9 protein-coding genes, 1 tRNA gene and 1 other RNA gene are annotated in these 13406 nt (G+C 72.5%); 5 read left to right on the plus strand and 6 right to left on the minus strand.

Annotated features, from left to right (window positions below):
* Positions 1 to 38: 38 nt before the first annotated feature.
* The 5 genes from GA0070614_RS14855 to ffs form a co-directional block, all read right to left on the minus strand.
* A complete protein-coding gene (locus tag GA0070614_RS14855; protein ID WP_088976520.1) occupies positions 39 to 1700 on the minus strand; it encodes an ABC transporter substrate-binding protein in 1662 nt (553 codons plus the stop codon).
* A gap of 367 nt (positions 1701 to 2067) precedes the next feature.
* The gene (gene recR / locus GA0070614_RS14860; RefSeq protein WP_088976521.1) at positions 2068 to 2661 is read right to left on the minus strand and encodes a recombination mediator RecR; all 594 of its coding nucleotides are present in this window, start codon (positions 2659 to 2661) and stop codon (positions 2068 to 2070) included.
* Positions 2662 to 2669: 8 nt separating this feature from the next.
* Complete coding sequence (locus GA0070614_RS14865) at positions 2670 to 2978, minus strand: YbaB/EbfC family nucleoid-associated protein (RefSeq protein ID WP_231933697.1); 309 nt, start codon at positions 2976 to 2978, stop codon at positions 2670 to 2672.
* 108 nt (positions 2979 to 3086) lie between these two features.
* Positions 3087 to 5897 carry a DNA polymerase III subunit gamma and tau gene (locus tag GA0070614_RS14870; protein ID WP_088976523.1) on the minus strand — a complete coding sequence of 937 codons (2811 nt, stop codon included), beginning with the start codon at positions 5895 to 5897 and terminating at the stop codon, positions 3087 to 3089.
* 107 nt (positions 5898 to 6004) lie between these two features.
* Positions 6005 to 6094, minus strand: an RNA gene (gene ffs, locus GA0070614_RS14875) — signal recognition particle sRNA small type.
* 82 nt (positions 6095 to 6176) lie between these two features.
* Here ffs and GA0070614_RS14880 point away from each other — a divergent pair.
* Positions 6177 to 6261, plus strand: a tRNA-Ser gene (locus GA0070614_RS14880).
* A gap of 56 nt (positions 6262 to 6317) precedes the next feature.
* Here GA0070614_RS14880 and GA0070614_RS14885 read toward each other — a convergent pair.
* Positions 6318 to 7184, minus strand: a complete 867-nt coding sequence (locus tag GA0070614_RS14885) for an NAD(P)-dependent oxidoreductase (protein WP_088976524.1) — start codon at positions 7182 to 7184, stop codon at positions 6318 to 6320.
* Positions 7185 to 7536: 352 nt separating this feature from the next.
* Between GA0070614_RS14885 and GA0070614_RS14890 the strand changes: the two genes are divergently transcribed.
* The 4 genes from GA0070614_RS14890 (at position 7537) to GA0070614_RS14905 (ending at position 13225) form a co-directional block, all read left to right on the plus strand.
* Complete coding sequence (locus GA0070614_RS14890) at positions 7537 to 9297, plus strand: cellulose binding domain-containing protein (protein ID WP_088976525.1); 1761 nt, start codon at positions 7537 to 7539, stop codon at positions 9295 to 9297.
* Positions 9298 to 9459: 162 nt separating this feature from the next.
* A complete protein-coding gene (locus GA0070614_RS14895; protein ID WP_088976526.1) occupies positions 9460 to 10074 on the plus strand; it encodes a hypothetical protein in 615 nt (204 codons plus the stop codon).
* Positions 10075 to 10106: 32 nt separating this feature from the next.
* On the plus strand, positions 10107 to 10601 hold the full coding sequence (locus GA0070614_RS14900; protein ID WP_408630771.1) for a hypothetical protein: 495 nt from the start codon (positions 10107 to 10109) through the stop codon (positions 10599 to 10601).
* Between the two features lie 104 nt (positions 10602 to 10705).
* On the plus strand, positions 10706 to 13225 hold the full coding sequence (locus GA0070614_RS14905) for a hypothetical protein (RefSeq protein WP_157744999.1): 2520 nt from the start codon (positions 10706 to 10708) through the stop codon (positions 13223 to 13225).
* Positions 13226 to 13406 lie beyond the last annotated feature (181 nt).

The following is a 13406-nucleotide window of genomic DNA, read 5'->3' on the forward strand; positions in this document are numbered from 1 at the left end:
CTGTCGAAACAGCGCCCGCCCGCGTTCCTTGCGTCAGGTCAGGACTTGAACTCGGCGGTGGCGTACCGCTCGTCGGTCAGCGGGCTGGCCTTGATGCCCGTCACGTCCTTGCCGAACACGATCGCCGGCGGCGAGTGCGACACCGGGACACCCGGCAGGAAGTCCATGATGGCCTTGTTCAGGGCCTTGTACTTCTCCACCCGGGCCGCCTGGTCGGCGGTGGTGTCGGCGTCGCGGAACTGGTCGAACAGGGCCTTGTTGTCGAAGCCCCACTCGTCCTTCGGCCGGTCGAAGAAGGTGCCGATGAAGTTGTAGGCGTCGCCGTAGTCACCGGTCCAGCCGAGGAAGTGCAGGTCGTGCTTGCTACCGGAGGTGGTGGCGTTGAGGTAGTCCGGGCTCCACTTCAGCGGGATCGCCTCGACCTGGATGCCGACCGCCTTGAGGTCCGCCGAGAGCAGCTCGAAGATGTCCTTCGGGTTCGGCATGTACGGCCGGGTGACCTCGGTCGGGTAGTGGAAGCGGAGCTTCAGGTTCGCCGCGCCCGCCTCGGCCAGCAGCTGCTTGGCCTTCTCCGGGTTGTAGTCGTACTTGGTGACGTCACCGTTGAAGCCCTCGACGGTGTCCGGCATGAAGTTCAGCGCGACCTTGGCGCCCGGGGGCAGCTTCGAGTCGACGAGCGCCTGACGGTTCAGCGCGTGCGCGATGGCCTGCCGCACCTTGAGGTCGCCCAGCTTCGGGTTGCCCTTCTGGTTGATCGCCAGGTAGAGCACGTTGAACGCCGGACGGGTGAGGACGTTGAAGCCGTCCTTCTTCAGCGGCTCGACGTCGGCCGGGCCGACCAGGTCGTAGCCCTGGATGTCGCCGGAGCGCAGCGCCTGCTTGCGCGCGTTCTCGTCGGAGATCGTCTTGAAGACGAGGGTCTTCAGCTTGGCCTTGTCGCCGTGGTAGTCGTCGTTGCGCTCGATGGTGAGCGTCTTGTTGGCGACGTCCCAGGACTTGAACTTGAACGGGCCGGTGCCGGTCGGGTGCTCCATCGCGTAGGACGGGTACTTGATGTCCTCGGCGGTGCCGCCCACGTTGCTGGCGTCGTACTGCTGCAGCGCCTTCGGGCTGTGGATGGAGAACGACGGCAGCATCAGCGCGGCCGGGATCTTGCTGGAGACCCGGGTGAAGGCCAGGTCGACGGTGGTGGCGTCCTTGGCGGTGCAGGACTTGAAGAGGCTCGGCGGCAGCTGCGCGTCCTCGTTCTTGGCGAAGCCGCCCATGACGTCCTGCCAGTACGCCGTCACGTCGGGGCTCTGCATGAGGCCCTTGGCGTTGTACCAGCGGTCGAAGTTCGCGCAGACCGCCTCGGCGTTGAACTCGGTGCCGTCGTGGAACTTCACGCCCGACTTCAGCTTGAAGGTCCACGTGGTGCCGGCGGCGTCCGGGGTCCAGGACTCGGCCAGGCCGGGGGTGACCTTGGTGCCACCCTCCTCCGGACGGACCAGGGTCTCGAAGACCTGACGCGCCACACGCAGCGACTCACCGTCGCTGGCGAAGCTGGGGTCCAGCACCTTCGGGTCTCCGGCTACGCCGAAGACCAGGGTGTCCTTCTTGCTACCGCCGCTGTCTTCACGGTTGCTCTCGGCGCAGCCTGCTACCGCGAGGGCCGCGACCGCGACGGCCGCGATCGCGGCCTTCGGCCTGGGTGCACGCATGGTGCTTCACCTCGTCCTTGGGGGTACGGACAACGTGGTGACAGGGGTCACCGATGGCGGTGACCATAGCCCCCGCGTGGACGCTCCGGAAACCGGCGAATGGCGGGTTGGTATCGGATCGTGTCCCAGCGTCGACTGAGCCGAAGAATCGAAGGCAAATCACGCGCTTCGCCGAACGATCCGAAAGTGCGATGCCAAACTGTTACGTCGCACCGACCGGTCAGGGCCTCAAGTGTCAGATCATTTCCGGCCGCGACGGCCACCCGGGACGAGCCGGCGTCAGGGCGCTCGACGGGTCCGGCCCCTGCCCCGGGGACGTCGACAGGGGCCGGCCACGGATGCGGCCGACCCCTGCGCGACGGTCACTTCAGATCGCGCGGCGCCCCTCGAACGCGCGGCCGAGGGTGATCTCGTCGGCGTACTCCAGGTCGCCGCCGACCGGCAGGCCGCTGGCGAGCCGGGTCACCGCGATCCCCATCGGCTTGACCATCAGGGCCAGGTACGTGGCGGTCGCCTCGCCCTCGGTGTTCGGGTCGGTCGCCAGGATCAGCTCACGGACCGTCCCGCTGCCCAGCCGGGTCATCAGCTCCCGGATGCGCAGGTTGTCCGGCCCGATCCCCTCCAGTGGATTGATCGCCCCGCCGAGCACGTGGTAGCGCCCGCGGAACTCACCGGTCCGCTCGATCGCCACCACGTCCTTGGGCTCCTCGACCACGCAGAGCACCTCGTCGGTGCGGCGCGGGTCGCGGCAGATCCGGCACTGCTCGGACTCGGCCACGTTGTAGCAGGTGGTGCAGAACCGGACCAGATCCTTGACCTTGCGCAGCGCACCGGCCAGCCGGTTGACGTCCGCCGGATCCGCGGACAGGACGTGGAAGGCGATCCGCTGGGCGCTCTTCGGGCCCACGCCCGGCAGCCGTCCCAGCTCGTCGATGAGGTCCTGGATGGCGCCCTCGTACATCTGACGGCTCAGAACCCGGGCAGGCCGAGGCCACCCATGCCGCCCGCGACCGGGCCCATCTTCTTCTCGGTCAGCTCCCGGGCCGCCTCGGCGGCGTTGTGCAGGGCGGCGACGACCAGGTCCTCCAGGGTCTCGACGTCCTCCGGGTCGACCGCCTTCGGGTCGATCTTGATCGACTTGATCTCACCGGCGCCGGAGACGGTCGCGGTGACCAGGCCACCGCCGGCGGTGCCGGTCAGCTCGGCCTCGGCCAGCTCGGCCTGGGCCTTGGCGATCTGCTGCTGCATCTTCTGCGCCTGCTTCAGCATCTGCTGCATGTTCGGCTGTCCACCTGGGCGCACGGATGGCTCCTTCTCGCACTCGTCTGCTCGGCCGCGCCCAGCCTAGTCGGGCGGCGGCCCCCGTCCTCGTCGACCGGCGTGCGCTCAGCGCACGTCGACCTCGTCGATCTTCTCGGCGCCGAACGCCTCCCGGAGCAGGGCCACCGCCTGCTCCTCGCTGGACTGCCGGGCGGTCCGCTCGTCGATCACGTCGTCCAGCGGCTCGTCGCCCGGATCGAACCCCTCGTACGCCGGGGTCGCCGCCGGCTCGGGGCGGCCACCGCCGCGCAGCGGCCCGTCGTAGTCCGGGTCGTACGGCGGCTCACCGGCCCAGTCCGGGTCGGCGGTCCTGCGCGCCGGCTGGGCGCCACGCTGGGCCTTGCCGGCACCGGCCGCAGCCGCCCGGGCCGCGGCGATCGCGCTGCTCACCGGCGCAGCCGGCGGCGTCGCCGGTCCGGCCGGCTTCGGTACGGCGGGAGCTGCCGTCGCGGTGGCCGTGGCACCACCCGGACGGGCCGCCTGCGGCCAGTCGTCGGAGGCCACGGCCGTCGCGGCGCCCCCCGGACGGGCCGCCTCGGGCCAGTCCTCCCCGCCGCCGGGGCGGGCCGGCTCGGGCCAGCCCTGGTCGTCGTCCCCGCCGGCGTCGGCCGGGGAACCGGCGCGGACGGTCGAGGAGGCGTTCGGATCGGTGCCGTGGGCACCCGAGTGGCCGGAAGCACCGGCGGAGCCGGCCTGGTGCGGCGGTCCAGCGGCCGTCGGGGCGCCCGCGCCCTGCCCGCCGGCCGCAACGCCGCCGGACCCGGACAAGCCGTCGTGCGCGCCCGGCTGACCGCCACCGGTCGCGCGCGGGTGACCGCCACCGGACCCGCCCGCCTGACCACCGCCGACCGGGCCGGGCTGGCCGCCACCGGACCCGCCGGGGTGACCGCCACCGGAGCCGCCCGCCTGGCCGCCGATGGTCGCGCCGGGCTGGCCACCGCCGGTCGCGCCGGGCTGGCCGCCGATGGTCGGGCCGCCCGCAGCGCTCCGGCCGGAGCCGGCCGGGGTCGCGGACGAGCCGCCGCCGTCGGGGCGTGCCGGGCCGCCGGCAGCCGGGCCGGAGCCGGCCGGGGTCGCGGACGGCGGGGACGCCGGTCGGGCCGGGGCGGCGGCGCGGGACGGACCGCCGAGGGAGACGCCACCGCGCTCGCCGGCCACCTCGCAGCGGATCTGCCAGCGCCCGCCGAGTTCCTCGTAGAGCGCGTCGGTGAGGACCTGCGCGTTGTCGGACATCATCTTCGCCAGCACCGACGACTTCACGGTCAGCACCAGCGCGTCACCGTCCAGGTCACGGACGACGGCGTCCCGCATGAGCGCGGCGATCCGCTTGTTGGACCGGTTGACCTTGCCGACCACGTCCGGCCAGACCCGGCGTACCGCGACGGCGTCGAGCGTGCCCGGCGGGGTGGAGCCCGGGCGGGGCGGCGCGGGGGTGGCCGGGTCGGGCATCACCGCCGACGGCGGCACCGGACGGCGTACCGGCGGCGGGCCGTCGGGGACCGGGGCGGGCTCGGCCGCCGACGGCGTGGGACGGGCACCGGCGGCCGCGGCGCGGGCGGCGGCCACCCCGGACGGGGCGGCGGCAGCCGCCGGCGGGCCGGCGGTCTCCGGCTGGGTCGCGGCGGCAGCCGCGGGCGGGGCGGGCGGCTCCTGGCGTACGCCGGAGTCGGGCGCGGCCGGCGCGGAGCCGGCGGCGGCCGACGGCAGCTCGACACCACCCAGGGTGAGCCGGCGTTCCATCCGCTCCAGGCGCTGGAGCAGGCCACCGGCCGAGTCGTCCACGCCGGGCAGCATCATCCGGGCGCAGATCAGCTCCAGCAGCAGCCGCGGCGCGGTGGTGCCCCGCATGTCGACCAGGCCGTTGTGCACGATGTCGGCGCAGCGGGACAGCGTCCCGGGGCCGAGCCGCTGGGCCTGGGCGGCCATCCGCTCGATCTGGTCCGCCGGGCCGTCGATCAGGCCCTTGGCGGCGGCGTCCGGCACCTGCTGGAGCACGATCAGGTCGCGCAGCCGTTCCAGCAGGTCGGAGGCGAACCGGCGCGGGTCGTGGCCGGCCTCGGCGACCCGGTCGACGGTGGCGTACGCCGCCGCCCCGTCCCCGGCGGCCAGCGCGTCGCACATCTCGTCGATCAACGCGGAGTCGGTGACGCCGAGCAGCGCGGCGGCCCGGGCGTAGCTGACCCCCTCCGGGCCGGCGCCGGCGATGAGCTGGTCGAGCACGGAGAGGCTGTCCCGGGCGCTGCCGCCACCGGCGCGCACCACCAGCGGGAACACCGCCGGCTCGACCTTGACCCCCTCGGCCTCGCAGAGCTGCTCCAGGTACGGCCGCAGCGTCTTCGGCGGGATCAGCCGGAACGGGTAGTGGTGGGTCCGCGACTTGATCGTGCCGAGGACCTTCTCCGGCTCGGTGGTGGCGAAGATGAACTTGACGTACTCCGGCGGCTCCTCGACCAGCTTGAGCAGCGCGTTGAAGCCGGCCGACGAGACCATGTGCGCCTCGTCGATGACGTAGATCTTGAAGCGGCTCCGGGCCGGCGCGAAGATCGCCTTCTCGCGCAGCTCGCGGGCGTCGTCGACACCACCGTGGCTGGCCGCGTCGATCTCCAGCACGTCGATCGAGCCGCCGTCGGTGGCCAGTTCCCGGCAGGACTGACACTGCCCGCACGGCTCCGGGGTGGGGCCCTGCTCACAGTTGAGCGAGCGGGCCAGGATCCGGGCGCTGGAGGTCTTTCCGCAGCCCCGGGGGCCGGAGAAGAGATAGGCGTGGTTGAGCCGCCCGCTGCGCAGCGCCTGCGACAACGGCTCGGTGACGTGCTCCTGACCGATGACCTCGGCGAAGGTGCGCGGCCGGTACTTGCGGTAAAGGGCCAGTGCCACCCGTACCGCCTCCTCTCGACCGAGCCATTCTGCGCCGGTCGGGCGCGGGTGACCACCCACCACCCCGTGACCTGACCCGCAGGTACGGTACCGGCGCCCGGAGACGAAAAGGCCTCCCGTGCACCCGGCAGAGCTCGCTTATCCTTGCTGCCTTCCGGCCCTGGGGAGGTTCACGAGGTACCGCCGCACGGGAGGTACCGCCAACCCTACCCGACGGCGCGTGGATCTTCAGGGGGTGGTGGGGTGGCCGGGCGGGCGGAGACCTGTATTCTGGCTCGCGGAGGATTCGCCTAGAGGCCTAGGGCGCACGCTTGGAAAGCGTGTTGGGTTAACACCCTCACGAGTTCGAATCTCGTATCCTCCGCCGTCACGGAAGGCCGGCCCCGCCGAGGGCCGGCCTTCGTCGTCTCCGCGCCCCCGTCAGCCGACCGTCGCGGTCAGCCCCTCCGCGCCGCGCCCCTGCGCGACGAGGGCTTCCATCCGGGCGGCGACCTCGGCCAGGCCGCCGTCGCCGAGCGGCCGGCCGGCCCGCAACCCGACCAGGTGCCGTACGACAGTCAGGTGTTCGCCCAGGTCGGCAGGGCCGCGCGGGAACTCGGCCCCCGCGATCTCGGACGCCGTGGCGGAAACCGCCGACACCACGTGTCCGAGTTGGTTCTCCGCCGACGGGGCGAAGGTGGACACGTCGACCCCGGCGGCGCGTACGGCGTCCATGGCGCGCAGCAGGCCGAGTTGGGCGTCGTACCAGAGCCCGAAGAGGGCCAGGTCCCAGACGGAGGCCGCCTCCGGCGCGGTGCCGACGAACCGGGCCGTTCCGAGCAGTCCGAAAGTGCCGGCGTGTCGCTCGTACGCCGACGGGTCGCCGCTGAACAGCAGGGTCGCGGCGTCCGTGCCGATCGTGTCGGGGCCAGCCTGGAGACCGGCGTCCAGGTGGTGACCGCCCAGGCCGGCGACCCGCTGGGCGGTGCGCCGCGCCTCCTCGGGGGTGCCGGTGCAGAGCGCGACGACGGTCCGCCCGGCGAGGCCGCCGTCGAGGCGGTCCAGGCACTGCTGGACCGCCTCGTGGTCGGTGAGGGCCAGCAGGACGAGTTCACCGGCCGCCACCGCCTCGTCGACCGTTCGGGCGGAACGGGCGCCCGCCCCGGTCAGCGCCGCCGTCCGTGCCGGGGTGCGGTTCCAGACCGTGACGTCGTATCCGCCGGCGAGCAGCCGCCGGGCGACCGCGGCGCCGACGGCTCCCGTGCCGACGACCGCGACCCGGCCCGTGGGGTTACGTAGCTCTTCCATGACGCGATCGTCGGAAGTGAACCGGACTTGAGGTCAAGTCCGCCGAGGCCGATCCGAGGACCGGTCAGGACGTGACCGAGGGGTGCCCGTTGCCCTCCGGACGCTGTACCGGTTCAGGGACATTTGCTGCAAACACTTCGTCACTACGTGGAGGTGCTCGTGGGACCGGGGACATCGGGAGCTTGACAAGTTAACCGGTTCATCAGCATCATCGTCGATATCTTCTCTGGGTCGGCCGCCGGGGGCAAACGGCCGGTCGACCCGTCCGGGCAGAGCTGGCACGCCGACCGCGTCCCCTGGCGCCGTCGCGCGCCGTACGCCACCACCACCCGGATCCGTCAGGAGATTCGCCATGAGACATCGCGTACGTGCCCGGGCCGCCCTGGCCGGCGCGACGGCAGCCGTCACCGTGCTGGCCGCCGCCCTGGTCACCATGCCGAGCGCGCAGGCAGCCGCCCCCGTCTGTCAGGTGCAATACCAGGTCAGCAACGACTGGGGCTCGGGCGCGACCACGAACGTCGTCGTCACCAACACCGGTGGCGCCGCCGTGAACGGTTGGACGCTCGCCTGGACCTTCCCCGGCGACCAGACGATCGGTGACATCTGGAACGCCACGAAGACCCAGTCCGGCTCCGCCGCCACCGCCGGCAACGTGAGCTGGAACGCCGGCATCCCCGCCGGCGGCTCGGTCAGCTTCGGCTTCAACCTGAGCTACCGGGGGTCGAACCCGACGCCGACCGCCTTCACCCTCAACGGAGCCGCCTGCGGCGACACCCCGCCGACCGGCACGCCGAGCCCGACCGGCGACCCGACCGGGACGCCCACCCCCGGGCCCACCGGCACCCCGCCCGCCGGCAACCTGGCGCTCGGCCGGCCGGTCACCGCGTCGTCCACGGAGAGCCCGCACACCGCCGGCCTGGCGGTCGACGGCAACGGCGGGACCCGTTGGTCCAGCCTGTACGCCGACCCGCAGTGGATCCAGGTCGACCTGGGCGCCACGTACCCGATCGCCCTGGTGCGGCTGCGCTGGGAGGCGGCGTACGGCCGGGCGTACCAGATCCAGACCTCGACGGACGGCACCACCTGGACCTCGGTGCACAGCACCACGACGGGCGACGGCGGCACCGACGACGTCGCGCCCACCTCGGCCAACGGCCGGTACGTCCGGATGTCGGGCACCGCGCGCGGCACCACCTGGGGCTACTCGCTCTACGAGTTCGAGGTGTACGCGGTGCGCCCGCCCACCCCGCCGGGCCCGGACTGCGGGCAGGCGCCGGCCGACCCGGACGCCAACTCCAAGGTCCGTCACCTGATCTGCTACCTGAGGACGCACTCCTTCGTCAGCGGGCAGACCGACCTGCCGGACGCCGACAAGGTGCAGCAGCTGACCGGCCGCTACCCGGCGATGGTGGCCTTCGACTTCATGGAGTACACCCGGGGCACGGTCCAGACCCAGCAGGTGATCGACTGGGCGCGCACCCGCAAGGGGATCGTCGCCTTCCAGTGGCACTGGTACTGCCCGCGCGGCGGCAACTACTCCGCGCCCTGCGACTTCGTGCCCGACCTGAGCAACCCGTCGTCGAAGCTGTACCAGGACATCGACCTGGTGGTCCGTGAGATCAGGAAGATGGGTGACGCCGGGGTGCCGGTGCTGTTCCGGCCGTTGCACGAGGCGAACAACAACTACATGTGGTGGGCCAAGAAGGGCCAGGACGCGTACAAGCAGCTCTGGCGGCTGATCTACCAGCGCGCCCAGCTCGCCGGGGCGCACAACATCGTCTGGGTGTTCAACGGGATGGCCAGCGGCCAGGGCACCTCGTTGGCGTCCTGGTACCCGGGGGACGGCTACGTCGACCTGGTCACCTCCGACTACTTCCAGAGCTGGAGCGACTTCGCCACCACCAAGGCGGTCAGCAGCGCCAAGACCACCGGCGTGGCGGAGACGTTCAGCCCGCTCAACCCGGCCACCGACGCGCCGTGGCCGTACTTCGTGGTCTGGGCGTCGCGGGACTGGGCCGGCAGCGGCCGGGACGTGGCCGGGCTGTGGCGGACCGCGATGGCCGACCCGAGGACCATCTCCATCGACCAGCTTCCGGACATGACCGCCTGGTGACACCGCGCCGTGCGGGCCGGCTCCGCGGTCGGGGCCGGCCCGCACGGGTACGCCGCACCGCTGCGCCGGGCGGCCCGGTCCCGGTACCGTGCCCTGATCGACGGGCGGACCATCCGTCGTACACATGTTCCATCCACAGGGTGTGGACGGCGGAGGGATCCGATGAGTTACCAGCTCAGCGCCGTCGTCGCGGACGTCGAGCTGCTCCGCGAGCAGACCGCCGACCTGGACCACGCGGTCCTCGCCGCGCTCCGCCAGGACTTCGCGCTGCTGCCGGTCACGCCGCAACTGGTGCAGGAGCTGACCGGCGGACTGCCCGACTTCGCCCCGGCCGAGCCCTCCGCCGCGCAGCCGTTCGAGCTGGTCCTGTCGCCGGCGCTGGACGGGCTGCTGGCCCGCTGGTCACGGCAGGGGCCGGTGGCGTACCTGGAGGCGGAGTTCGCCGGTGGGCTGGGCCGGCAGGCGGCCGCCGTCTGGCTGCACGGGCGGCTCACCTTCGGTCCCCGCTACGACGACAGCTTCGCCGCGCCGCGCCCGGACTGGCCGATCAACGCGGCGCTGGCCCGGCTGGGCGCGGAGCCCGGCCGGTGGATCGACCCCTTCGCCGAACTGGGGCTGCACCTCGAACGGAACACCACCGGCTGGCTGACCCACGGGCGGCGCGGACTCTCCGCCGACTACTGGGACGAGCTGGCCGAGGAATGGGAAGAGCAGCAATCCGGCGATCAGCAGCAACCTGGACGCCTCGGTGCCGTTGGGGACTGGGGGATTCCATGAAATTGCGACAATTCGTGTTCATTGCGACGCTGCTGACGGCTGCCTCGGTGTCCGGCAGCGGCGTCCGTCCACAAGGGCCCGAGATGCCGGCCCGGCCGATCGGCGCGACCGAGGTGGTCGGCCTGCACGGTCTGGGCGACGCCGAGTTCGGCGACACCGAGCAGGAGCTGGTCCGGCGCGGGGTGCTGCGCGCCGACGTCGACGCCTGCGGCCCGACGCTGGCCGGGCACGAGGCGGCCAGCCCGATCTTCGTCGACGACCGGCTGGTGCTGCTCTGGCTGGACGACCCGATGAGCACCCCGGACGGGATCACCGTCGGCACCCCGGTGGACGAGGTGCGGGCCAACCATCCGTCCGCCGTGCCGCTCGACGCTCCACACGGGACGCACCGGTTCGACGGGCTGCTCGCCCGCGACGGCGACCGGGCGTACCTCTTCCTGCACGACGGCACCGCCGTCCGCGAGATCATCGCCGGGTACGCCGACTGGGCCCGCCGCCTCTTCGACGAGGGCTACGGCCCCTGCTGAGCTCACCGACCGGAACGGGCCGGAAGCCGATTGTCGACGATCGACCGGCATGGAATCATCTGCTCGCCCGCGCAGACGGCGCGGTGTCTCACGGGGAGTGTGATGTGAGGACAGCCCTGTCCGCCCGGCCGGAGATCCGGCACAGAAAGAGCCGTTCACCGCTCGCGATGGTCGCCGCAGCCGCGATGACCATCTCGGCCCTCCTGATCGGACCGACCACGGCGCTCGCGGCGGCACCTGCCCCCGCACCGGCCGCCACACCGCCGGCCACGTCCTCCACGGCGTCCCCGGCCACCGCGCCGACCACCGGAGCGACGACGCCGACCCGGGCCCGGTCGACCACCATCGCAGCCCCGCCCAAGCGGCGGCCCACCGGCTCCGCCCCCTGTGGCGGCAAGCTGACCTACGGCAAGGTCGAGACCTGTGCCTCAATCGTCGGCGCACAGGAGAATGCCTGGACCTTCACCACGACCGTCGACTCGGACACCCTGCTCGCCAGGCTCAACTCCGTCTCAGGCAGCGGCGTCGGCGCCCGGGTGACCGACCGGGACGGCGGGTTCACCTGCCACGTCGGCGCCTACCTCAACGAGTGCCGGCTCGGCCCCGCCGGCACGTACACGCTCACGGTGACGACCACGTACGGGACCGGCGAGGGGTCCTACACCCTCTCGGTCGAGTCGATGCGGACGCCGTCGGAGTGCGACACCCTGCCGGAGCCCTTCTTCTCGTTCGCCTCGGCGGGCGTGAGCGGCACCCTCCCGGCCGGCCTGGCCGCCCGATGCTTCAAGTTCGACCAGCCCACCGGCACCCGGCTGCACCTGGCCGACCCGAGCGGCACCGGTGACGTGCAGGCCAGCATCCTCGACGGCCGGTACGAGCCGCTGGGATGCCCGATCCGGTACACCACCGAGTGCACCCTGACCGAACCCGGGCCCTACCGGCTCTTCCTCCACGAGTCCTACGGCAACGAGGCGGCGTACACCCTCAGGATGCCGCGCCTCTCGCAGGCGGTCGGCTGCCCGACGGTGCCGCTCGCCCCGTTCGGTGACCCCGGTGCCGCGGTAGGCCAGGGCTCGGTGGCGGCGCCGGAAGAGGTGGCCTGCCACTCGCTGACCACCGACGCCGCCGGCGCCGTCGTGGTCCGCTTCAACCGGTACCAGGACCAGTACCTGTCGTGGGGCGTGTACGACGCCACCGGGCAGCGGATCTGCGACGAGTACTCGTCCGCCCGCCACTGCTTCCTGCCGGCCGCCGGAACGTACATCCTGTTGGTGCAGAACCGGAACGACGTCGGCAACGCGGTCGACTACCAGGTCGCCGTGACCGCGCTGCACCGCATCGACGGGTGTGTCCCGGCAACCGGCACCTCCTGGGAGACGGCCGCCCTGGTCGTTCACCAGACCTCGCCGGTGCAGACCAACTGCCAGCCGTTCCACGCCGAAGCCGGCGACCGGATCATCACGTACACCGCTCCGGACCGGTACAACGAAGCGGCGGCGTGGCTGGTGGACGCCGATGGCACCGTGCTCTGCACCGAGTGGTCGGAGCAGGACGGCTGCGTAGTGCCGGCCACCGGGACGTACCGGGTCGTCTCGTACCTCGCCAACTGGGACGACGACAGCACCGACCTCACGTACAAGATGCAGGTCCGTCGGCTCTCCGACGCCGTCGGCTGCCCCACCGTGACGCCCGGCGCCTACGGCACGGGGCCCGCAGGCGGCCTCGGTGGAATCCGCTGCCGCACCCTGGACGTCGCGACGGCCGGCACCTACCGGCTCCATGCCGTCGGCGACGACAACTATGAGAGGTACGGCCGGGTGTACGACCAGGCGGGCCTCCGGGTCTGCGGCACCGGCCGGTGCGAGATCCCCGCGGCCGGCAGGTACACCCTGGTGCTGGGCGACCGCGGCACCGGAGAGGTGATCGACAACGATGTCCGGCACGCTGTCGCCCTCCTGCCCTGGGCCCCGTCGAACTGCACGCCGGTGTCGGACAACGGCTGGCGGGACGCGCCGCACCGGGGCACGTTCCCGGCCGCCGGACAGGTCAACTGCCTCCAGCTGGCCAGCCCTGCTGGGTCCCGGATCGTCCAGTCGCAGCCGGGTGACACCACCTTCGACGCGAGCCCCGAGATCACCATCGTGGACGCCACCGGCGAATACCTGTGCGACTACTCCTCGCTGCGCCAGTACACCTGCGAGCTGACCGGCGAGGCGCCGTTCCACGCGGTGCTGACCGGCCCGGAGGGCAGCCCCGTCAGTGCGTACACGATGGCCTTCAGCCGGGTCGACGGTCCGCCGGCCTGTGCGGTGCTGCCGCGCGGGGACACGGGAGCCACGGCCACCACGGGCGCGGATCGATTCGTGGCCTGCTGGTCGGTCCCGGCGGACGAGCACGCTGCCCGGGAGTCCTTCACCTGGACGCGGACCTCGGGGACCGGCGACGCTCGTCTGTCGGTCATCGACAGCCGGGGGATCAGATACTGCGGTCCGACCGGACACGCTGTCGAGCGAACCGTCACCTGCACCCTCCCGGCAGGCCCGGTCACGGTGCTGCTGGAGTCCGACGCAGTCGACGCCACGTACCGGCTGACCCACCGCGACGCCGCCACCCCAACCAGTTGAAGCAGGGGTGGGCCGGCCCCTTGCGGGCCCGGCCCACCCCACAGCCCGCACACACCGAGCGCCCGGCCGGTCCTGACGGACCGGCCGGGCGCTTCAGTTGACGGTGCCGCCGATCAGAAGCCGCCGCCGCTCTGCGGCCCGGCGATCCGCTCGCCGTACCCCATCGGCCAGACCCGGTCGG

This window comes from Micromonospora coxensis (assembly GCF_900090295.1).
GTDB classification, from domain to species: Bacteria; Actinomycetota; Actinomycetes; order Mycobacteriales; family Micromonosporaceae; genus Micromonospora; species Micromonospora coxensis.

Excerpts from the sequence above, each read along its gene's own strand:
- GA0070614_RS14895 (WP_088976526.1), top strand. The coding sequence starts at position 9,460 with ATGAGTTACCAGCTCAGCGCCGTCGTCGCGGACGTCGAGCTGCTCCGC.
- GA0070614_RS14855 (WP_088976520.1), bottom strand. The coding sequence starts at position 1,700 with ATGCGTGCACCCAGGCCGAAGGCCGCGATCGCGGCCGTCGCGGTCGCG.
- GA0070614_RS14865 (WP_231933697.1), bottom strand. The coding sequence starts at position 2,978 with ATGCAGCAGATGCTGAAGCAGGCGCAGAAGATGCAGCAGCAGATCGCC.
- GA0070614_RS14885 (WP_088976524.1), bottom strand. The coding sequence starts at position 7,184 with ATGGAAGAGCTACGTAACCCCACGGGCCGGGTCGCGGTCGTCGGCACG.
- GA0070614_RS14890 (WP_088976525.1), top strand. The coding sequence starts at position 7,537 with ATGAGACATCGCGTACGTGCCCGGGCCGCCCTGGCCGGCGCGACGGCA.
- recR (WP_088976521.1), bottom strand. The coding sequence starts at position 2,661 with ATGTACGAGGGCGCCATCCAGGACCTCATCGACGAGCTGGGACGGCTG.